This window comes from Acinetobacter sp. AG1 (assembly GCF_001005525.1).
Classification (GTDB): domain Bacteria; phylum Pseudomonadota; class Gammaproteobacteria; order Pseudomonadales; family Moraxellaceae; genus Acinetobacter; species Acinetobacter modestus.
Map to the genome: position 1 here is coordinate 157,345 of NZ_LBMZ01000123.1, position 18,814 is coordinate 176,158.

The window sequence follows — 18,814 nt, forward strand, 5'->3', positions numbered from 1 at the left end:
AGAAAATATGCAACATCAAAATGAAACACCGCTATTACAAGTAGAAGATCTTCGGGTCAGCTTTAAAGGCGAAAATAAACAATGGATCGAAACGGTTAAAGGAATTTCATTTTCAATTCCTAAAAATAAAACCGTGGCTTTGGTCGGTGAGTCAGGCAGTGGTAAATCTGTCACTTCCTTGGCGGTGATGGGTTTATTACCGAAAGAACAAAGTCAAATTGCAACGCAAAGTCGTATTACTTTTGAGGGTAAGGATTTACTGAATTTATCTGCAAAAGAGATTCGGAAAATCTGTGGTAAGGAAATTGCCATGATTTTCCAAGAGCCGATGTCTTCATTGAACCCTGTATTTACCGTGGGTGATCAGATTGCCGAAGTGCTGTGCATTCATTTAGGTATGGGACGCAAGCAGGCCAGAGTACGAGTGCTTGAGTTACTTCGAGAAGTCGGTATTCCTGCACCTGAAACAAAAATAGATGCTTATCCAAGTGAGCTTTCTGGTGGTCAGCAGCAACGGGTTATGATTGCCATGGCAATCGCCTGTGAACCAAAATTATTGATTGCGGATGAACCAACCACGGCTTTAGATGTCACCATTCAAAAGCAAATCATTGATTTGTTGGAATCACTACGACAACGCCATGAAATGTCGATGCTGTTCATTACCCATGATTTAGCACTGGTTGGCGAAATTTCTGATGAAGTGATTGTGATGCGCTATGGTGAAATCCGTGAATCTGGCGCTGTTGAGCAAGTGCTGGAACAACCGAAAGATGTGTACACCCGTGCCTTGCTGCATTGTCGTCCGCAGCTTTCAACACGTCCATACCGTTTACCTGTGACCAGTGATTTTATGAAGCAGGACGAAAATGGACAACTGATTGAAGCAACCAATTTGTCCGAATTAAATCTGAAACAACGGTCGCGAGGACTCACTGGTGAAGAAGCCATTGTTTTAGAAGTCAAAAATCTGAAAAAATCGTTTTATAGTCGTAAAGGACTATGGGGCCGGGATGAATTTCAGGCCGTAAAAGGCGTGTCCTTCCAATTGGCTAAAGGCAAGACTTTAGGTTTGGTTGGAGAGTCTGGTTCTGGGAAAACCACCATTGGTCTATTGTTAATGCGTTTGCATGAGGCGACAGGTGGGCAAGCTTTGATTGGTGGCAAAGATATTCTTGCCATGACTGAGAAAGAATTTTCACGGTATCAGCGTAAGATTCAAATTATTTTCCAGAATCCATACGCTTCACTCAATCCGCGCTTTACCATCGGGCAGATTTTATTAGAGCCGATGCGAATTCATGGCATTGGACAGAATGATGCTGAACGCAAGAAAATTGCACTCGAGCTATTGGAAAGGGTGAGCTTACCAATACAAGCTTATGATCGTTATCCGCATGAGTTTTCAGGTGGGCAGCGACAACGGATTGCGATTGCACGTTGCTTGACTTTAAAACCAGAGATTTTGATTTGTGATGAATCCGTTTCTGCCTTAGATGTTTCGGTGCAGGCGCAAGTATTGAATTTATTGCAGGATCTACAGGATGAATTTGGTCTGAGTTATATCTTTATTTCGCATGATTTATCCGTAGTGAAATATATTTCAGACCAAGTGATGGTGATGAATCATGGGGAATTGGTTGAAATTGCCAATTCGGATGAGTTGTATTTACATCCACAACATGAATATACCAAGAAACTGCTGAATGCGATCCCGAAAGGCATTGTTCAGCAAGCTTGAAGCCAATAAAAAAACGCTCTAATTAGAGCGTTTTTTTACTTTAAAGCCAAGAATTAGAACTTCTTAAAGCCTTTATTAAAACCAATGGTTTTACGACCATTGTTATTGTTGCCATTACTGCTTGGGCGTTGCTGTTGCTGTGGTTGATCTTGTTCATCATCACGACGTTGCTGACGTAAATAACCACCACGACGTGCAGCCAATGGTTTTTCTGCCATTTTTTCTGTACGACGTTTCGCCATACCGAATAAGCCAGTACCTTGACGTGGTTTTAATTCAACTGATTTCGCTAAATTGTCGATATCTGTTTTATCCAATTCCATCCAACGGCCTGTACGTAACTCACGTGGTAGAATTACCGTGCCATAACGGGTACGTAATAAGCGACTTACTTTTAAGCTTTGTGATTCAAAGATACGACGTACTTCGCGGTTACGACCTTCTTTAACCACAACTTGATACCAACGGTTGATACCTTCACCGCCAATTTCAGAGAATGATTCGAATTTGGCTGGACCATCTTCAAGCTCAACACCTTTCAGCATGTTATTGCGAATTTGTGGCGTGACTTCACCCATCACACGTACCGCATATTCACGCTCAACTTCGTTTGAAGGGTGCATTAAACGGTTAGCAAGTTCACCATCATTCGTGAATAACAATAAACCAGTACTGTTAATATCCAGACGCCCTACCATTACCCAACGGTCATTTGCGATTTGAGGCAAATGATCAAATACAGTTGGACGTTTCTCAGGATCATTGCGTGAGCAAATTTCACCCTCTGGTTTATAGTAAATGAGAACACGGCGGCGAATTTCATCTTCAACCTGAAACTGAACTTTACGGCCATCGATACGGAGTTCATCTGTAGGTTCAATACGTTCACCCACTTGAGCAATTTTCCCATTGATACTGACGCGACCAGCAGCAATGACTTCCTCCATATAGCGACGTGAGCCTAACCCGACTCTCGCTAAAACCTTTTGTAATTTTTCACTCATGACAGCACAACCTTAGACATAATGATCAACAGTTCACCTCTCAGGACTTCGGTGCATGTGCATCGAGTGTCATGAATGCTTCCTTGGCGTTCTGCAGGGGAGGCAATTGACCTAGCGAAGCTAAACCAAATGCATTTAAAAATTGGGGCGTTGTGACTAACAACGCAGGTCTTCCAGGTAAATCTCTAAAACCAGATTCTTTGATCCAGTTCCAGTCAAATAAGTTTCTCAAGATATGACTATTATTCGATACACCACGAATCTGTTCAATATCAGCACGTGTAACAGGCTGATGGTACGCAATCACTGCGACTGTTTCGAGTAGCGAGGGCGATAATTTAGTTGGGCGTTCTGGCCAAACCTGCGCAATAATATTGCGATACTTTGCTCGCACCTGAAAACGGAACCCTTGAGCCGTCTCAATTAACTCAATTGAACGGCCATGTTGCAACATCGCAAGTTGCTGCAAAAAATGACGTAATTGTTGTTTATTATATTGGTTTTGAAATGCTTCTTTTAGTCGTGCAAGTGAAACTGGTGAGTCACTAGCGAACAAAATTGCTTCAATCTGTAATAAGACATCGTGATGAATATCTTCAAGTGACATTCCTTCATTGGTGTCAAATGGATCTAAACTCATGCTGCAATACCTTGAACTGTTAAAGGAGCTTCAATACCTGTATGGATGATTTGAATTTTTTGCTGGCGTGTGAGTTCAAGCACTGCCATAAAAGTCACCACCATCCCCATACGACCTTGCATAGGATTTAATAATTCCATAAAGCTTAATGCTTGACCTGATACAAGTTGGCTTTGAATAAATGCTATACGTTCTTCGAGCAGTACTGGTTCCTGCGCAACAATATGTGTGATCGGTTCTGGACGATTAAACACACAAAATAGTGCGTCACGTAAGGCATCGACATCATAACCTTCATAAATTGGAGCAATATGTCCAATACTTACATTTGCACTAAAAGTATCTCTTTCAAAGATTGGCATTTGCCCCAATCGTTCAGCTGCTTGCTTAATACGGAGGTATGTTTCTAAACGATCAATCAATTCTTGTTTAGGATCTTTTTCAAATTGATCAACTATAGTTGGTTTTGGAAGCAATAACCGCGATTTCAAATCAGCGAGTAGTGCTGCCATAACCATATAATCTGCAGTTAATTCGATATTCAAAGACTTCATACTATCCATGTAGGATAGATACTGTGTTGCGATTGGAGAGATATCGAGTTGTAAAAGATCAAAGCCATTTTTCTGAATCAAATAAATCAGAAAGTCTAATGGTCCTTCAAACTGCTCCAGTAAAATTTCAAATGCGGCAGGTGGAATGTACAAATCTTCAGGTATGACTTCTTGCCACTCGTCAAGCACGCGAATGGAAGGAATTAATTCCAAGGTCGAAGGAAGAATTTGATTCATTACCGTTTATAAGCCACGCGAATTTTCAAAAGCATGAAAGGATGATTTTTTTGTGTTCAAGAAAGTGACACATGCTACAAGCAAGCCTATTCTAATCGAAATCCTTCATTTAATAAATTACTCACTTACAAAAACCTTAAAGTTCTCAGGGTATTTTCTATACTTATACAAGCGAATATGGATGATATAAAAATCTTATGCTTAAATCGGCCATTAAACATCATATTTCTAAACTAATAAGTCACTATGAAAAATTATTTAAAAACTCAACAGAATCAGTTCGGACAAACGATAGGCTTTTCGCTTGAAGAAAATGTGACAGCTTCACCCGTGCAGGGAAAATTATTTGGACAATACGTTCAGTTGATTGATGTGGCAGATGGAATTACGAATCAGGTCGCAGAACAGTTATGGGAAGCTGTATCCATAGAACCCGATGAGCAATGCTGGACTTATCTGCCATATTCTGCCCCACATAGCCAACATAGTTTAAAAGATTCATTAGACAACTTATTCGGCTTTAAAGATTCCACTCACTTTCTAATTCAAGTTGCTGAAGAGATACAAGGTTGGGTTGCATTATTAAATCCGAGGCTTGGGCATGGCGTGATTGAGATTGGTAATGTTTATTTTTCACATAAAATGAAAAAATCAAAGGCGTCAACTGAAACAATTTTCTTACTGCTAGAACAATGTTTTGCACATGGTTTTAGACGTATTGAATGGAAATGTGATGATTGTAATGCGCCTTCTAAAGCTGCCGCTTTACGCTTCGGTTTTCAGTATGAAGGCTTATTTCGCCAAGATCGGATCATAAAAGGACGAAATCGAAATACTGCATGGTTTTCGATTGTTGATGATGAGTGGCCGGAATTAAAAAATGCTTATCAGCAATGGCTGAGTCCTGATAATTTTGATGAACACGGTTTTCAGAAACAACGGCTTTCTGATTTGAATTTATAATTGAGCTGAATGATGAATAATAGGGGCTTTTAAGTGAAAAGATATTGCGGAATTAAGATCGAATGAAAGGAAAAATAATTGTAGGGCTATTACTCATAGTTACTATGATCATAATTGGAGGCTTCGTCATCTGGCATAATCCATCACTGAAAAAAGAATTATTAAGACTGTACTTGGGCTCATTGATTGTGAATGGTATAAATAACGATGGCAGACCCGCTGCTGCGAAATTGGGAGCAGATATTTATGCGATGGATCAATATCCTAAAATTATCATAGAGATGAAATTACTAAGTTATGAAGGAAATGACGGTGTAAGTAAAACACAGCTTAAATATCAAAGCTGCAAGCTTATTGACCTTCTTCAAACTATGAGAGAAAGAGAAAAACCTACAATTTATGGTCTTTTAAGTGAAGATAAGGTTTTAGTTCAATTTTCGGTTTTTAATTCTTTTAATCAAAAAATACAAAGTGCGAGTCAAGTTCTCGCTGAATGCCCCAACTTTCCCCATATCTAATGATGTAAGATGTCAGCACTTATTCAAAAGCGCTGACATCACCAACACCACGACGGATAATTTCAGGATTTTCTCCAGATAAATCCACGATACTGGTGGTTGATAAAGTCCCAAAACCACTATCAATAAACACATCAATACGTTTACCTAGTTGGTTTTCAATATCATAAGGATCATCAAGCGGATCTTTTTGATCAGGTAAGATCAATGTACTGGTTAACAACGGTTCACCAAGTTCTTGTAATAAAGCTTGTGCAACAGGATTACTTGGAATGCGTAGACCAATTGTTTTTTTCTTTGGATGCATTAAGCGCTTTGGCACTTCACTAGTAGCAGGTAAAATAAATGTGGTAATAGCAGGGGTATTGGCTTTTAGCAGTCTGTACATCGCATTATCGACTTTTGCATAAGTTGCAATATCAGATAAATCACAACACATAATTGCATATTGATGTTTAGGACCTAAGCCACGAATTTGAGCTATTCGCTCCATCGCACTTTTATTCCCAATCTGACAACCAATCGCATAGGCTGCATCAGTTGGATAAACCACCACATCACCCGCACGAATACGTTCAACGGCTTGTGTGATTAAGCGAGCCTGTGGATTTTCAGGATGAATATGTAAATGTAACATTATTATTGTAACTCCCTGATCTTTATGGCTGAATTAAGTATGAAACTTGTTCTAGTAAAGATGCAAGTCTTAGATGTGTTAATTTTGTCATTCAATCAAGTAATTCACGTTTAAATTCATTTAGTTGTAATGGTAAGCCATTACGGGTACAAACACAGATATAGTGAATAAAAAGTGCAGCATCTCGTGGCAAAGTGGCTTCACCTGAAAAATAACGTTGTACTTGAGCAAAAACATTATCTTTAAATTGTGTCCCATTGCCGCTATCACCCGTTAAGTTATCTAAAGAGACACGAAACTTTCGACCAAATGCTGTTGCAAATAACCATTCAATGGCTTGAGGCTTAATTTCAACTTGTTCAAATAAAGCTTGCTGTTCTGCAGTACGACCATCGGGTGCATACCAATAACCTAAATCAGGTAAAAGGCGACGTTTTTCACCTGAAATACTCCAATGACTAATTTCATGTAAGGCACTGTTAAAGAAACCATGTGCAAATTGGATTTTTGCAGGCTGTTGATTTATTGCTGGGAAATATTCTGGTTCAAAATCACCTTTAACAAGCGTGACATTATGGTGGGAAAACCAATCATTAAAGTGTAAAATAAGCCAATCAACCTGTTCTAGTTCTGTTGTTAACTTTTGCCAAGATGAGCGTTGCACTTGATCTGGTGTTAACATAGGAGCAGTGATTGAATGGGGGCTAACAAGTGATGAAGTTGTTACTTCAAGTTGCGGCTGCAACAGATGCATTGCTGTGTTACCACGAGTTCTGTCTAAAGAAGTGCAAAATTGTATCTTAATCTTTGACAGAGTACCGATGAATTTGTAGAATTGCCGCCTTAATTATGTCAGCAAATACTTTTCCAAGCCAAATCGAGCCATTTAAATGGGCTGAACAGGGCTATACATGGTCAGGAACACTGCCATTGTCTCGCTTTGCTCGTATTGCTCGAGAAGCTGTTGGTTCAATTGATGATCAATTGATCAACATAGACTGTAAGCTATCAATGGATGCCTATCATCGCATTGTATGGTTAGATGGACATATTGATACTAAAGTTCCAATGGAATGCCAACGTTGTTTGGGATCTGTTGAAATTGAATTAGTCTCAGAATTTCATTTAGCTTTAATTGATGATGAGTCACTGATAGAGCGATTGGATGAGGATGCTGATTTCATCGTTTTAGGTGAAAGTGAATCGTCGAAAAAAGGGAGTATTGATACACCTGCTTCGATTGATTTACTCGCATTACTAGAAGATGAATTGTTATTGTTGATGCCTTTGTCTCCCAAACATGATGTTTGTGAGCATAAACATCAACCTGTCGTTCAGGACGTTGTCGAAGAAAAGCGGGATAATCCGTTTGATGTTTTGGCAAGTTTGAAAGGCAAACTTAACTCATAACACAATTTGTGTTATCATGTTGAGTTAAGACAACTGAATTTGTTCTGATCCATTTTTCGATCTTTGTAAGGAGCCATCATGGCCGTTCAGCAAAACCGTAAAAGTCGCTCTCGCCGTGACATGCGCCGTTCACATGACGCTTTAACCGAGAATGCATTATCTGTAGACCAAACTACTGGTGAAACTCATCGTCGTCACCACGTGACTAAAGACGGTATTTACCGTGGTCGTCAATTATTCGCTAAAGCAGCTGATGCTGAATAATTGAGTTATATGCATTAAGCGTTAGCTTAAAGTATAAAAAAAATGGGAGCGAAAGCTCCCTTTTTTGTTGTTTTTCGCAATTAAAAAACGATTTAATCAATGGTAAATTGCCGCATCGGAAAAGAGTCTGTTGTCATTCTCATGTAGAATCATGAGTGTTGATAAAACTGGCGATAGACCATTTTAAGGATTTTTATATGTCGACTAAGCGACTTGAGCAGGCTGCTCAAGCAACAAAAACAGCATTTGTTTTTCCTGGACAGGGTTCACAAAAAGTAGGGATACTGGCTGAGCTTGCAGAGCAGTTTAGTGTCGTTCGAGATACCTTTGCAGAAGCATCAGCAGCACTTGGTTTTGATCTTTGGCAGATTGCCCAAAGTGGTGAGGGTTTAGATCAAACTGAAAATACTCAACCAGTTTTGCTAACGGCAAGTATTGCCTTATGGCGTGTATGGTTAGAGTTAGGTGGTATAGCACCGAAATACTTGGCTGGACATTCTTTGGGAGAATATAGTGCGCTTGTTGCAGCAGAGGCAATGACTCTAGCTGACGCGGTTAAATTAGTTCATTTACGCGGAAAATTGATGCAGAGTGCTGTTCCTCAAGGTACAGGCGCAATGGCGGCAATTCTTGGTTTAGCCGATGAGAAAGTGATCGAGCTTTGCCAAAAAGTGAATGCAACTGAGGCTGGTCAAGGTTCGGTTGAAGCGGCGAATTATAATGCGCAAGGTCAGGTGGTGATTGCAGGCAGTACAGCTTTGGTTCAGCAGGTCATGGCTGAAGCAAAAGAGCAATCTGGTAAAGCGATTGCATTGCCTGTTTCTGTTCCGTCACATTGTACCTTGATGAAACCAGCAGCAGAAAAGTTTGCTGAAGCTTTGGAACAAACTGCCATTGAGCTACCCCACCTTCCTGTAATACAAAATGTCAACGCGGAAATCGCGACAGATGTTGCTCAATTACGTCAGGCATTAACGGCTCAGTTATATCAGTCAGTTCAATGGACACGTACCATGCAATATCTTCAAGATGAAGGTGTACAGTATGTGGTTGAATGTGGACCAGGTACAGTACTCAGCAATCTTGCCAAGCGATTACCCAACATAGAAAAAGCATTTGCGATTGATAGCAAAGCACGTATGGAAGATGCCCTAAACGCAGTGTTAGTGGCAGAAGGAAAAATTGCATGACACAACAACGAAAAGTTGCGTTAGTGACAGGAGCAAGCCGTGGTATTGGCGCAGCAATTGCACAGCAACTCATTCAAGACGGTTATTTTGTGGTAGGCACAGCAACTTCTGAATCAGGCGCGCAAAAACTGACAGAAAGCTTTGCTGAACATGGAGCAGGTACTGTACTCGATGTTCGTGATGGTGCAGCGATTGATGCACTTGTATCAGATATTGAACAAAAATATGGTTCAGTACTGGTCTTGGTGAACAACGCAGGCATTACCAAAGATAACTTGTTGCTTCGTATGTCGGAAGATGATTGGGACGATATTCTCACTATACATCTGAAAGCCGTATATCGCTTGTCAAAGCGCGTATTGAAAGGTATGACCAAAGCACGTTTTGGCCGCATTATTAACATTAGTTCAGTGGTTGCACATTTTGCGAATCCTGGACAAGCGAACTACTCAGCAGCAAAAGCAGGGATTGAAGCATTCAGTCGTAGCTTAGCCAAAGAGATGGGGAGTCGTCAGATTACAGTGAACAGTGTTGCACCTGGTTTCATTGCCACTGAAATGACTGATCAGTTAAGCGAAGATATTCGTAAAAAAATGACTGATCAAGTAGCTTTAAGTCGTCTAGGTGAACCTCAAGATATTGCTGATGCAGTGAGTTTCCTGGCTAGCGATAAGGCTAGTTACATTACTGGTACAGTTTTACACGTAAATGGTGGTCTATACATGGCCTAACTGGCGATGTATAAACTTTTAAAAGTTTTTATATTCAATTAAACTAGTGGCAAATTAAAACGCCACAAGCAATGAGGAGAATTCCTGTGAGCGATATCGAACAACGCATCAAACAAGCTGTAGCTGAACAATTAGGTATGCGTGCCGAAGAGATTAAAAACGAAGCATCTTTCATGGATGACTTAGGTGCTGACTCTTTAGATTTGGTTGAACTTGTAATGTCTTTCGAAAATGATTTTGACATCACGATTCCAGACGAAGATTCTAATGAAATCACGACTGTTCAATCTGCAATTGATTATGTAACCAAAAAACTTGGTTAATCATTTTGCATGATTGAAAAGCCACCGCAAGGTGGCTTTTTTATATGTTTAATTTTAATTGAGTGGATTTATACATATTTTTACAAGAAAAAATAAACTCTGAATATGAAATGATTATATTTAAGTGTATAAAATCTATGCTATTTAAAATAATTTATTAAATCATAACAATAAAAGGAAATATTATGAGTATCGAAATGCGAGTTAAGCAAATTATTGTTGAACAACTCGGTGTAGACGAGGGAGAGGTAGTAGCTAATGCATCGTTTGTAGATGATTTAGGTGCTGATTCTTTGGATGTAGTTGAACTAATTATGGCTTTTGAAGAAGAATTTGGAATTGAAATTCCAGATGAAGATGCAGAGAAACTTCTTACAGTGCGTGATGCTATTAATTATATTGAGATGAATGTAGGAGGTAATACGTAAATTCCATCATACTTTTAGTTTATCGAAAGATGATATTTCATGAATTGATAATTACAGAGAGTAATATAGTTATATTAAAAATTAAAATATAAGGAAAACCCTATGAATTCTGAAAAAACAATAGAAGAGCGTCTTAGGTCAGTAATTGAGGAGAAGTTTGGTCTTGGTGTAGAGATGAAACCTAGCACTCGTTTTGTTGAAGATTTGCATTTTGATAGTCAAGATACCTTAGATCTTAGTATGGCGCTTGAAGAGGAATTTGGTTTTGAAGTACAAGATGAAGAAATGGAAAAAATAGATACATTTCAATCACTGGTTGATTATGTCACTAATAAAGGTTAATCATTTACATGATTGAAAAGTCATCGGAAGTTAGTTTTTTATATGTAGAACTTCTTGATTTGAATAGCTATATAAATATTTTTACAAGAAAAAATAAACTATAAATATGCAAATAATTTATTTGAGTGTATAAAGTTTATGCTATTTAAAATAATTTATTAAACCATAACAACAAAAGGGAATTTTATGAATATAGCAAACCGTATTAAAGAGATCATTATTGAGCAACTTCGTGTAAATGAAGAAGATGTTTTACCAAATGCATCCTTTACAGATGATTTAGGCGCTGATTCATTGGCTGTAGTTGAACTTATTATGGCTTTGGAAGGAGAGTTTGGTATTCAAATTCCTTACGAAGAGGCTGAGAAAATTGTTACCGTTCAATCTGCAATTGATTATATGACCAATATTGTGGGAGAAAATGCTTAAATTGCTTCAAGTTTTGAACGAATTGAAAGCCGCCGTAAGGTGGCTTTTTATATTTAAAAATATATAAATGTGAAACCTTAAAATTAGTTTTATTGCATATACATATATTTACAAGACCTCGTTAAATTGAAACTCGCATGCTTTATTTTTTCGGTATAACTAATTGTAAGTCTGTTTTGACTATGCTTAATCAATAATTACAGAGGAAATAAAAAATGGGTCTTTTTGATTTTGTTAAAGGCATCGGTAAAAAAAATACAGCACCAGCAGAACCTCAGCCTGCTCCAGCTACACCTGTTGAGCCTTCAGCTCAAGAGATTGCCAATAAATTATTAGGTTTGATTAAAAGTTTAGGTCTTGGTATTGAAGGTTTATCAGTAACCTACAATGGAAATACCGATACAGCCATCATTAAAGGGCAAGTCAAAAGCCAAGCAGATAAAGAAAAGATCGTTCTTGCCGTTGGTAATATTGATCACGTTGCTCAGGTCGATGATCAGATGACGGTTGAGGTACCTGAACCAGAAAGTAAATTCTATACCGTAAAATCAGGTGATAATTTATCTAAGATTTCTAAAGAATATTATGGCGATCCAAACCAATACAATAAAATTTTTGAAGCGAATAGACCATTACTCAAAAATGCGGATGATATTTTTCCTGGACAAGTTTTACGTATCCCTGAATAAATTGTAATGTGACAGAAGAGGCGCGTATTGCGCCTTTTTTATTTAAAAATAAAAGATAAAATCTATAAAATTGGAATTACTAAAATATTAAAAAAATGAATTCATTTACTTATGCTTTATGTCAAAAGCCCATTTTAAGTGTGGCAATGTGGATGACAGGTCTTTGTGTATTTCCTCCATTATTTTCAAATCTGCCGATTGATTTAACTCATACAGGCGTATTAGCAACTACTGAATTTAAGGTAAATGTACCAAAGTCTTACCACTTAAGCCTAACCGTTGAGTTTGAATCAGCACAAAAGCGAGTTGATGATCTTGTTGTTGGAAATATTTTTAACCAATATTGTGATGGGACTATAAAATATAGCAACATTCCTGTAGAGAAGAGAAAAGAATTAGGTCAACCAATAACCTTACAAGTTCTTGTAAGAAAATCAAAAAATCATGAAATTGTTTTTAATCAGCAATTTCAGTCTTTATGTTCAACAGGACATGATGGTAAAAATAAAAGTTACAGAAGTATTGGCTGGATTTCTTTATCTCAAGATCTTCATCTGATTGAAGTTGTTAATTTACAACCACATAATCAATTAAAAAATGTCAAAACAACATTAAGCTTAAATGCAAGTAATGGTGGTAAATAATCTTAAGATAATAATTGTTTAGGCAGCTTATCCATTAATTGTAAAAAAGGTTTTGGACTTTGTAATGCTCTAGATAGGATTAAAGATCCTTGAATACGTATCACAGTATCTTGTGCTCGCTCGAAAGCTTGTTCTTCTGATATTCCCGCATCTTGTAAAACGACAGAGATACTTTCAATCAGTCTTGTAAATACGGGTTGAATTTGAGGCAAAAAGGTTTGGTGCGCTTCACTTAAGGTTAAAACTGCCAAAATACACGCTACATGGCCATTTTCATAAACTTGCTTTAATGAATAGGTCAAAGCTTCTAAACGTTCAATAGGTGATGCGTTACTTTGTAGGTGAATAAAAATATGATTTTCGCGCCATTGTTCTAAATAGCTCAAAACATCTTGTGCCATTTGTTGTTTTCCATTTGGAAAGTGATGATACAAACTGGCTTTACCTAAACCTGTCCGTTCAGAAATTTTGGATAAAGAAGCGCCTTCATAACCATATTCTCTGAAAATACTTAATAAAGATCGAATTAAAGTCGGTTTATCCATAAAAATTACTCATATCACTTGATTTTGTACCGATCGTTCGGTACATTAAAATTATATAACCACAAAAGAAGATGACAATGAAACTTTATAATACTGTAATCTCAGGAAATTGTTACAAAATCAGATTATTACTTTCATTTCTGAATTTAGACTACGAAAAAGTCTCTATAAATTTAGCTGACCAAGAGCAAAAGACAGAGCATTTTTTAAAACTGAATCCTTTAGGGCAGATTCCTGTGCTAGAAGATCAGGGGAGGCATATTCATGATTCTCAAGCAATCTTGTGCTATCTCGCTAGAACATATGATGCTCATCAGCTTTGGTTTCCTCAAGAAACAATTGCAATGACGCATGTTCTAGAGTGGTTGTTTTTTGCCAATCAAAGAATTGCTTCTACTTTATCGGCAGCACGAGCATTTCATCTGATTAAAAAACCAAATATTGATATCGAAAATGCGACTGCAATGTCACATGCATCATTAGCAGTTGTAAATCAACATTTGAAAACAAGAAATTGGTTGGTTGGTGAATCAGCCACGATTGCAGATATTGCTTGTTATCCTTACATCGCTTTAGCGCATCAAGGAAAAATAGAATTAGACCCATATCCATATGTTCAGGCTTGGTTAACACGTTTTCAACAATTGCCTCGTTTTATTGAATTAGATGAATAATAGGTTAGGCATGAAAAAAGTATTGATTACTGGAGGCAGTCAAGGAATTGGGCAAGCGATTGCCCAAAAATTCCTGAATGAGAATTATGAGGTACATAATATTTCTCGACATACTCCACAATATTCACATCTTCATTTGCATCATTGGCAAGCGGATATGGTGCATTATGATCAAATTGAGAAGGTGATTCAGCAGATTGGGCAGTTTGATGTGCTGATTAATAATGCAGGCTATATGAATACACTTACAGCCGCTTCATATTCGTGGGAAGAAATGCAAAAAATTATGCATGTAAATCTGATTCATACGATGCAGTTGAGTATTGATGTGGCGGAAAATATTTTTAAAAAACAAAAATCTGGACGCATTATTAGTATGGCATCTATTGCTGGACAAATTGGTCATCCTGATATCTGGTATGGCATCTCAAAAGCGGGTGTGATCAATGGGATGCGTAGTTTGGCTCGTAGCCATGCTCAGCATAATATTCAAATCTTTAGTCTCGCACCTGGCCCTGTTGAAACACAGATGATGCAAAAGATTCCTATTGAAAGACAAAAGCGGTTAAAAGAAGCGACTTTAAATCAGCAATTCTGCCAAACACAAGAAATTGCAGAAACAGCTTTTTGGCTGGCGCAAGCAGCTCCAAATTGTTTAAGTGGTGAGGTATTTGATTTGAATAATGGTGTGAATTGTCGTTAGATCATGTTGAATAAATGAATAGAAATATATGTATTTCTATTCATTATTATTTAAGTCTTAAAACCGCTTTGGAATCTTTTGCCCATTGGGTACAGGTGTCTCAGCTTGTTTTAATACACCAAATAACCACGTTTCAGCATGTTGGACAGCAATTTTAAGTGAATCACCTAAGGCTAAACGCCCTGCAATAAAACTTGCCAAAGAACAGCCAGAACCATGATATTGTCCGTCTAAACGAGGGCAATGACTTTCAGCAATCATTTTGCCGTCAGCATAAAGTACATTACGAATATGATCAGGTGTATCTTCATGTCCACCTTTCACTAGTACAGCTTTTGCGCCCATCTCAAATAATTTTTGAGTGGCTTGTTCAATATCATCAATACCTGTTAAGGCTCTTAATTCAACTGTATTTGGGGTAATGACTGTAGCTAAAGGGATTAACTCAACAAATGCTTTAACTAATGTTGCTTGATCACCGAGTGAACCCCCACTATTCGCGACTAATACCGGATCGAGTACATATTGATAATCTGGATGTTGACGTAAAAACTCAGCTAATGCAGCAATATTATCGGTTGTGCCCAGCATGCCTGATTTTACACATTTAATCGGTAAATCACCCACTACTGCATTTGCTTGAGCAAGTAGTAACTCTTTTGAAGTGGCTTCAAAACCAAACACTTGTTGCGAGTTTTGAATGGTCAATGCTGTGCAGGCAATTGCTGCATGTGCGCCACTTTGCCCAATTGCCTCAATATCTGCTTGTAAGCCAGCACCGCCTGATGGATCTAAACCTGAAAAACATAGTACGCTAGGACGCACAGCCATTTCCTTTTATTCTCTCATTTAAGCTAGTATATGGGAGTTTCGAGAAACTCTCGACTATGTTATGTAAGGCTTTAAGAGATTGAACGAATGACGATCAAAAATATTCTGATTGATTTAGATGGGACTTTAACTGACCCTAAAGCGGGTATTCATCGCTCAATTCGTTATGCTTTAGAAAAACTGGGCCACCCTTTAGCGGATGAGGTTGATTTAGATTGGACGATTGGACCTCCGTTGAAAGCTTCATTGGCAAAGTTATTAAATACTCAGGATGATGATTTTGCTGAACAAGCGTTACTTGCTTATCGCGAGCGTTTTTCAGTGACTGGTTTATTTGAAAATGAAGTCTATGTAACAGTGGTAGAAACGTTGCAACAGTTACAAGTACAAGGTTATCGGTTATTTTTAGCGACGGCGAAGCCAACAGTTTATGCGAAACGTATCCTTGCTCACTTTAGGTTGGATCAATATTTTACTGAGGTGTATGGCAGTGAGTTAACAGGTGAACGTACCAATAAAGTAGATCTAATTGCATATATTCTTGAAAAAGAGCAATTGGATGCGCAGCAGTGCATTATGGTTGGAGACCGACAATATGATGTGATTGGTGCACGTGCCCATGGTATTGAAACCATTGCTGTAAATTATGGTTATGGCACAGCAGAAGAACTTGCTCAAGTACAACCGCTTGCTCAAATCTCACAATTTAGCCAATTGCTTAATACGGTGAATCAACTGAATTTAGAACGAAAAGTATCATAATCATGAACGCAATAAAAAGCCTCGAATGATCGAGGCTTTTTTGTTTCATTAAATATTATGTTTTAAGCGGTATTGAACCAATTCTTCGATACTAATCACGGTAAGGCCATGTGTCTGAGCATAAGCTAGAACTTGAATACCTGATGCCATAGAGCCATCAGGATTAGTCAGTTCACATAATACGCCAGAAGGTTTTAAACCAGCCAAACGGGCTAAATCTATTGTTCCTTCAGTATGTCCTCTGCGAGTTAATACGCCACCATTACGTGCACGTAATGGGAACACATGACCTGGACGACTCAAGTCACTTGCAACAGCGCCATCTTTGGTTGCTGCCAAGACCGTAGTGACACGATCCTTGGCAGAAACACCAGTGGTCACACCTTGTGCCGCTTCGATAGTAACTGTAAATGCTGTTTTAAATTGACTAGAATTATCTACCACCATCGGTGGAAGTTCTAAATGATCTGCCAGTTCTTCAGTTAGACACAAGCATACAATCCCAGAACCATCACGGATCATTTGTGCCATGGTTTCGATCGTCAGTGTTTCGGCAGCAATAATAAGATCGGCTTCATTTTCACGATCGAAATCATCCATAACCAAGACGGGTTTGCCTCGGCGGATATCTTCTAAAGCTTGTTGAATACGTTGTTCAGCAGGAGAAAGGGCTGAAAAGAAAAGTTCGGGTTGAATTAAACTTGACATAATGAAACGCTCTCGTAAATAGGATACGGTTGAACATTTCAGGACTGATGTAAAAAATAAGCGTACACCAAAACAACGCAAAAAGCGTATTTCAGTGGTTTCGTCTTCTTTCATCCGGACTATACCGTCGGCTTTGGTCTCTCACCAAATCTGCGAGTATATAAATATATACAGGCTCGTGGGCTGGTTAGGTCACTTGATTGCAAGGCCTAACTTACCACCGGTGGGGAATTACACCCCGCCCTGAAGCGATGTGCCTTGATTATAGCTAGATTTTTATGAGAAAAGGCAACTTTTTATAGAATGAATCGTTCTATGTAAATCTAGAAATAAGCTGAAGTTCATTTGAAGCTTTTCGTTATTAATGAAACTAGTATTGGATGTTAATTGAGCATAAACTCAGGTCATAAAACAACAATAAAATAGGCAATCAAATGGACCAACAACATAAATCAGAGTTAGAAAAAATGGCACAACAACTTCATCGACCTGTGATGAGTTTTAAAGATTTTAAGCATGTTTCTGAGCAGAATATGAACTGGCTTAATCAACAATTAGAACAGACTATTCAATTAGAAAATCAAAGAATCAACAAAAGTTTATTTCAGATGCCATTTTTTTTACGTTTTCTTTTTAAAAATAAAAAATAACAAACATAAGGAAAGTGATTATGACTCGACTTGCTGTTCATGCCGAAATTATAAAATTAACCCAGATTCTTAATGTTTCAGAGCAACAATTGGCTTTTTTAATTCCTTTAGCACCTGAAAGCTTAAGACAATTTCGTTTTGCAATTATTGAGTTGCTACAAAGCCAACAAAAAACACGCTTCCGTTATCTTGCTGCTTGGGTGAATTGGCTGCCAAGCCGATTGACCGCCATTATGGTAAAGCAATTATTTGATCCCTTTATCGTTGCTCAAATCGCAGTACATTTATCTACAGAGAATCTTTATCGAATTGCAAAACATTTACCAGCACATACATTAGCTTCAATTTCAGTCTATTTAGATCCTAGATTAGCGAGAGAATTATTAGCTTATTTTACTACCCATCAAATTAAGGATATTGCCCAAGTTCTTTTACAACAAAAAGACTTTGTAACGATGGGGCGTTTTGTTGGCATGCTATCTGATGAAGTGGTACAGGATGTGGCTCAAATCATTGAAAAGGAAAGTGATCTATTGGAAATCGCTTTTTATATTGAATCAAGAGAGCGTATTGATCATCTGGTGCATGTTTTACCGAAGGAACGTATCATAAAGACATTATTGATTGTAAGTGATCCGACACAACGCTTAGTTTGGCCGAAGCTATTGGCGTTAATGAGCCATATTGGTTATGAGCTCAAACAGGAATTAGGTGATCTCGCCGTACAGCAAGGAGAAATTGTTATAAATGCAATTATTCAGGCTGCGCAAGAAGACCAACTTTGGGAAGATATGCTGCCAGTAGTTGCATGTTTATCTGAACAAGCTCAATCCTATGTCGCAAATTTACCAGCTTTGCGCCAAGTTGAAATCATCAAAAGTATTGTTGAAGCCGCAGATGAATGTGATTTATGGACAGACATGTTGGTTGTTGTAAATTATATGCAAAATGAAGCGAGACAAGTCGTTGCAACGGCTATTGCTCAAATTGATATTAAGGTTCTACATCATATTGCTTATGCTTCCTTACTTCGTTCGCAATGGGAAGTAACTTTTGATATTGTCCGTCGCATGCCACTTGAGAAACAGCAGCAATGCCAGCAAATTTTGAATACTTATATGCAGCAACTTGATGTGGAAACATATCAATATTTAGATGGTTTACTTGAGCGATATCAAATTTACTCTTCAAGCTAAA

Annotated in this window: 26 protein-coding genes and 1 riboswitch; of the genes, 18 read left to right on the forward strand and 8 right to left on the reverse strand. The window is 38.0% G+C overall.

The annotated features are described in order from the left end of the window. Positions 1 to 7: 7 nt before the first annotated feature. Positions 8 to 1,741 carry an ABC transporter ATP-binding protein gene (locus AAV96_RS16545; protein ID WP_046740103.1) on the forward strand — a complete coding sequence of 578 codons (1,734 nt, stop codon included), beginning with the start codon at positions 8 to 10 and terminating at the stop codon, positions 1,739 to 1,741. 53 nt (positions 1,742 to 1,794) lie between these two features. On the opposite strand, the gene rluB is transcribed toward AAV96_RS16545, so the two are convergent. The 3 genes from rluB to AAV96_RS16560 are packed head-to-tail and all read right to left on the reverse strand — an operon-like array spanning position 1,795 to position 4,176. Then, positions 1,795 to 2,745 carry a 23S rRNA pseudouridine(2605) synthase RluB gene (gene rluB, locus AAV96_RS16550; RefSeq protein ID WP_046740104.1) on the reverse strand — a complete coding sequence of 317 codons (951 nt, stop codon included), beginning with the start codon at positions 2,743 to 2,745 and terminating at the stop codon, positions 1,795 to 1,797. Positions 2,746 to 2,785: 40 nt separating this feature from the next. After that, positions 2,786 to 3,385 (reverse strand): SMC-Scp complex subunit ScpB, encoded by a 600-nt coding sequence (gene scpB / locus AAV96_RS16555; RefSeq protein ID WP_046740105.1) that lies wholly within the window; start codon positions 3,383 to 3,385, stop codon positions 2,786 to 2,788. After that, positions 3,382 to 4,176 (reverse strand): segregation and condensation protein A, encoded by a 795-nt coding sequence (locus tag AAV96_RS16560; protein WP_046740106.1) that lies wholly within the window; start codon positions 4,174 to 4,176, stop codon positions 3,382 to 3,384. Before AAV96_RS16560 ends, scpB begins: the two co-directional genes overlap by 4 nt. A 246-nt stretch (positions 4,177 to 4,422) precedes the next feature. Here AAV96_RS16560 and AAV96_RS16565 point away from each other — a divergent pair, with 246 nt between their 5' ends. Both AAV96_RS16565 and AAV96_RS17810 read left to right on the forward strand, forming a co-directional pair. Then, positions 4,423 to 5,139 carry a GNAT family N-acetyltransferase gene (locus AAV96_RS16565; RefSeq protein ID WP_046740107.1) on the forward strand — a complete coding sequence of 239 codons (717 nt, stop codon included), beginning with the start codon at positions 4,423 to 4,425 and terminating at the stop codon, positions 5,137 to 5,139. A gap of 62 nt (positions 5,140 to 5,201) precedes the next feature. Further along, complete coding sequence (locus AAV96_RS17810) at positions 5,202 to 5,657, forward strand: hypothetical protein (protein WP_052750605.1); 456 nt, start codon at positions 5,202 to 5,204, stop codon at positions 5,655 to 5,657. 19 nt (positions 5,658 to 5,676) lie between these two features. On the opposite strand, the gene AAV96_RS16575 is transcribed toward AAV96_RS17810, so the two are convergent. Next, positions 5,677 to 6,294 carry an L-threonylcarbamoyladenylate synthase gene (locus AAV96_RS16575; protein WP_005217965.1) on the reverse strand — a complete coding sequence of 206 codons (618 nt, stop codon included), beginning with the start codon at positions 6,292 to 6,294 and terminating at the stop codon, positions 5,677 to 5,679. 91 nt (positions 6,295 to 6,385) lie between these two features. Beyond that, entirely contained in the window at positions 6,386 to 7,048 is a 663-nt protein-coding gene (locus AAV96_RS16580) for an elongation factor P hydroxylase (protein WP_046740108.1), read from the reverse strand. 95 nt (positions 7,049 to 7,143) lie between these two features. Between AAV96_RS16580 and AAV96_RS16585 the strand changes: the two genes are divergently transcribed. The 10 genes from AAV96_RS16585 to AAV96_RS16630 all read left to right on the forward strand — a co-directional run bounded on the left by AAV96_RS16585 (position 7,144) and on the right by AAV96_RS16630 (position 12,744). Then, the gene (locus AAV96_RS16585; protein WP_004663562.1) at positions 7,144 to 7,704 is read left to right on the forward strand and encodes a YceD family protein; all 561 of its coding nucleotides are present in this window, start codon (positions 7,144 to 7,146) and stop codon (positions 7,702 to 7,704) included. A 78-nt stretch (positions 7,705 to 7,782) separates the two neighbouring features. After that, positions 7,783 to 7,968: a 50S ribosomal protein L32 gene (gene rpmF / locus AAV96_RS16590; RefSeq protein WP_004638135.1), complete on the forward strand. Its 186-nt coding sequence runs from the start codon at positions 7,783 to 7,785 to the stop codon at positions 7,966 to 7,968. Positions 7,969 to 8,165: 197 nt separating this feature from the next. Further along, the gene (gene fabD / locus AAV96_RS16595; protein WP_046740109.1) at positions 8,166 to 9,158 is read left to right on the forward strand and encodes an ACP S-malonyltransferase; all 993 of its coding nucleotides are present in this window, start codon (positions 8,166 to 8,168) and stop codon (positions 9,156 to 9,158) included. After that, a complete protein-coding gene (gene fabG, locus AAV96_RS16600; protein ID WP_046740110.1) occupies positions 9,155 to 9,889 on the forward strand; it encodes a 3-oxoacyl-ACP reductase FabG in 735 nt (244 codons plus the stop codon). The genes fabD and fabG overlap by 4 nt, the downstream gene beginning before the upstream one ends. 86 nt (positions 9,890 to 9,975) lie before the next feature. Then, the gene (acpP, locus tag AAV96_RS16605) at positions 9,976 to 10,212 is read left to right on the forward strand and encodes an acyl carrier protein (protein ID WP_004655272.1); all 237 of its coding nucleotides are present in this window, start codon (positions 9,976 to 9,978) and stop codon (positions 10,210 to 10,212) included. A 185-nt stretch (positions 10,213 to 10,397) separates the two neighbouring features. Next, positions 10,398 to 10,640 carry an acyl carrier protein gene (gene acpP / locus AAV96_RS16610; RefSeq protein ID WP_046740111.1) on the forward strand — a complete coding sequence of 81 codons (243 nt, stop codon included), beginning with the start codon at positions 10,398 to 10,400 and terminating at the stop codon, positions 10,638 to 10,640. A 102-nt stretch (positions 10,641 to 10,742) separates the two neighbouring features. Next, on the forward strand, positions 10,743 to 10,982 hold the full coding sequence (locus AAV96_RS16615; RefSeq protein ID WP_046740112.1) for an acyl carrier protein: 240 nt from the start codon (positions 10,743 to 10,745) through the stop codon (positions 10,980 to 10,982). A gap of 186 nt (positions 10,983 to 11,168) precedes the next feature. Next, a complete protein-coding gene (gene acpP / locus AAV96_RS16620) occupies positions 11,169 to 11,411 on the forward strand; it encodes an acyl carrier protein (RefSeq protein WP_046740113.1) in 243 nt (80 codons plus the stop codon). A 215-nt stretch (positions 11,412 to 11,626) separates the two neighbouring features. Continuing rightward, complete coding sequence (lysM, locus tag AAV96_RS16625) at positions 11,627 to 12,100, forward strand: peptidoglycan-binding protein LysM (protein ID WP_004676490.1); 474 nt, start codon at positions 11,627 to 11,629, stop codon at positions 12,098 to 12,100. 95 nt (positions 12,101 to 12,195) lie between these two features. Then, positions 12,196 to 12,744: a DUF5625 family protein gene (locus AAV96_RS16630; protein ID WP_046740114.1), complete on the forward strand. Its 549-nt coding sequence runs from the start codon at positions 12,196 to 12,198 to the stop codon at positions 12,742 to 12,744. A 2-nt stretch (positions 12,745 to 12,746) separates the two neighbouring features. On the opposite strand, the gene AAV96_RS16635 is transcribed toward AAV96_RS16630, so the two are convergent. Continuing rightward, entirely contained in the window at positions 12,747 to 13,289 is a 543-nt protein-coding gene (locus AAV96_RS16635; RefSeq protein ID WP_046740115.1) for a TetR/AcrR family transcriptional regulator, read from the reverse strand. A 77-nt stretch (positions 13,290 to 13,366) separates the two neighbouring features. Here AAV96_RS16635 and AAV96_RS16640 point away from each other — a divergent pair, with 77 nt between their 5' ends. After that, entirely contained in the window at positions 13,367 to 13,963 is a 597-nt protein-coding gene (locus AAV96_RS16640) for a glutathione S-transferase family protein (RefSeq protein ID WP_046740116.1), read from the forward strand. A gap of 10 nt (positions 13,964 to 13,973) precedes the next feature. After that, a complete protein-coding gene (locus tag AAV96_RS16645) occupies positions 13,974 to 14,666 on the forward strand; it encodes an SDR family oxidoreductase (RefSeq protein WP_046740117.1) in 693 nt (230 codons plus the stop codon). A 57-nt stretch (positions 14,667 to 14,723) separates the two neighbouring features. On the opposite strand, the gene AAV96_RS16650 is transcribed toward AAV96_RS16645, so the two are convergent. Next, complete coding sequence (locus tag AAV96_RS16650) at positions 14,724 to 15,491, reverse strand: hydroxymethylpyrimidine/phosphomethylpyrimidine kinase (protein ID WP_046740135.1); 768 nt, start codon at positions 15,489 to 15,491, stop codon at positions 14,724 to 14,726. 93 nt (positions 15,492 to 15,584) lie between these two features. On the opposite strand from AAV96_RS16650, the gene AAV96_RS16655 reads away from it, so the two are divergent. Continuing rightward, positions 15,585 to 16,259 (forward strand): HAD-IA family hydrolase, encoded by a 675-nt coding sequence (locus tag AAV96_RS16655; RefSeq protein WP_004663534.1) that lies wholly within the window; start codon positions 15,585 to 15,587, stop codon positions 16,257 to 16,259. A 48-nt stretch (positions 16,260 to 16,307) separates the two neighbouring features. Here AAV96_RS16655 and ribB read toward each other — a convergent pair whose 3' ends face one another. Beyond that, positions 16,308 to 16,967, reverse strand: coding sequence for a 3,4-dihydroxy-2-butanone-4-phosphate synthase (ribB, locus tag AAV96_RS16660; RefSeq protein ID WP_046740136.1), 660 nt, complete (start codon positions 16,965 to 16,967; stop codon positions 16,308 to 16,310). 98 nt (positions 16,968 to 17,065) lie between these two features. Next, positions 17,066 to 17,221, reverse strand: a riboswitch (FMN riboswitch). A gap of 180 nt (positions 17,222 to 17,401) precedes the next feature. On the opposite strand from ribB, the gene AAV96_RS16665 reads away from it, so the two are divergent. Both AAV96_RS16665 and AAV96_RS16670 read left to right on the forward strand, forming a co-directional pair. Continuing rightward, positions 17,402 to 17,617 carry a hypothetical protein gene (locus AAV96_RS16665; RefSeq protein WP_046740118.1) on the forward strand — a complete coding sequence of 72 codons (216 nt, stop codon included), beginning with the start codon at positions 17,402 to 17,404 and terminating at the stop codon, positions 17,615 to 17,617. A 20-nt stretch (positions 17,618 to 17,637) separates the two neighbouring features. After that, positions 17,638 to 18,813: a hypothetical protein gene (locus tag AAV96_RS16670; protein ID WP_046740119.1), complete on the forward strand. Its 1,176-nt coding sequence runs from the start codon at positions 17,638 to 17,640 to the stop codon at positions 18,811 to 18,813. The last annotated feature ends 1 nt before the right edge of the window (position 18,814 follow it).

Coding starts and splice junctions, on each gene's coding strand:
- AAV96_RS16545 (WP_046740103.1), top strand. CDS start 8: ATGCAACATCAAAATGAAACACCGCTATTACAAGTAGAAGATCTTCGG.
- rluB (WP_046740104.1), bottom strand. CDS start 2,745: ATGAGTGAAAAATTACAAAAGGTTTTAGCGAGAGTCGGGTTAGGCTCA.
- scpB (WP_046740105.1), bottom strand. CDS start 3,385: ATGAGTTTAGATCCATTTGACACCAATGAAGGAATGTCACTTGAAGAT.
- AAV96_RS16560 (WP_046740106.1), bottom strand. CDS start 4,176: ATGAATCAAATTCTTCCTTCGACCTTGGAATTAATTCCTTCCATTCGC.
- AAV96_RS16565 (WP_046740107.1), top strand. CDS start 4,423: ATGAAAAATTATTTAAAAACTCAACAGAATCAGTTCGGACAAACGATA.
- AAV96_RS17810 (WP_052750605.1), top strand. CDS start 5,202: ATGAAAGGAAAAATAATTGTAGGGCTATTACTCATAGTTACTATGATC.
- AAV96_RS16575 (WP_005217965.1), bottom strand. CDS start 6,294: ATGTTACATTTACATATTCATCCTGAAAATCCACAGGCTCGCTTAATC.
- AAV96_RS16580 (WP_046740108.1), bottom strand. CDS start 7,048: ATGCATCTGTTGCAGCCGCAACTTGAAGTAACAACTTCATCACTTGTT.
- AAV96_RS16585 (WP_004663562.1), top strand. CDS start 7,144: ATGTCAGCAAATACTTTTCCAAGCCAAATCGAGCCATTTAAATGGGCT.
- rpmF (WP_004638135.1), top strand. CDS start 7,783: ATGGCCGTTCAGCAAAACCGTAAAAGTCGCTCTCGCCGTGACATGCGC.
- fabD (WP_046740109.1), top strand. CDS start 8,166: ATGTCGACTAAGCGACTTGAGCAGGCTGCTCAAGCAACAAAAACAGCA.
- fabG (WP_046740110.1), top strand. CDS start 9,155: ATGACACAACAACGAAAAGTTGCGTTAGTGACAGGAGCAAGCCGTGGT.
- acpP (WP_046740111.1), top strand. CDS start 10,398: ATGAGTATCGAAATGCGAGTTAAGCAAATTATTGTTGAACAACTCGGT.
- AAV96_RS16615 (WP_046740112.1), top strand. CDS start 10,743: ATGAATTCTGAAAAAACAATAGAAGAGCGTCTTAGGTCAGTAATTGAG.
- acpP (WP_046740113.1), top strand. CDS start 11,169: ATGAATATAGCAAACCGTATTAAAGAGATCATTATTGAGCAACTTCGT.
- lysM (WP_004676490.1), top strand. CDS start 11,627: ATGGGTCTTTTTGATTTTGTTAAAGGCATCGGTAAAAAAAATACAGCA.
- AAV96_RS16630 (WP_046740114.1), top strand. CDS start 12,196: ATGAATTCATTTACTTATGCTTTATGTCAAAAGCCCATTTTAAGTGTG.
- AAV96_RS16635 (WP_046740115.1), bottom strand. CDS start 13,289: ATGGATAAACCGACTTTAATTCGATCTTTATTAAGTATTTTCAGAGAA.
- AAV96_RS16640 (WP_046740116.1), top strand. CDS start 13,367: ATGAAACTTTATAATACTGTAATCTCAGGAAATTGTTACAAAATCAGA.
- AAV96_RS16645 (WP_046740117.1), top strand. CDS start 13,974: ATGAAAAAAGTATTGATTACTGGAGGCAGTCAAGGAATTGGGCAAGCG.
- AAV96_RS16655 (WP_004663534.1), top strand. CDS start 15,585: ATGACGATCAAAAATATTCTGATTGATTTAGATGGGACTTTAACTGAC.
- ribB (WP_046740136.1), bottom strand. CDS start 16,967: ATGTCAAGTTTAATTCAACCCGAACTTTTCTTTTCAGCCCTTTCTCCT.
- AAV96_RS16665 (WP_046740118.1), top strand. CDS start 17,402: ATGGACCAACAACATAAATCAGAGTTAGAAAAAATGGCACAACAACTT.
- AAV96_RS16670 (WP_046740119.1), top strand. CDS start 17,638: ATGACTCGACTTGCTGTTCATGCCGAAATTATAAAATTAACCCAGATT.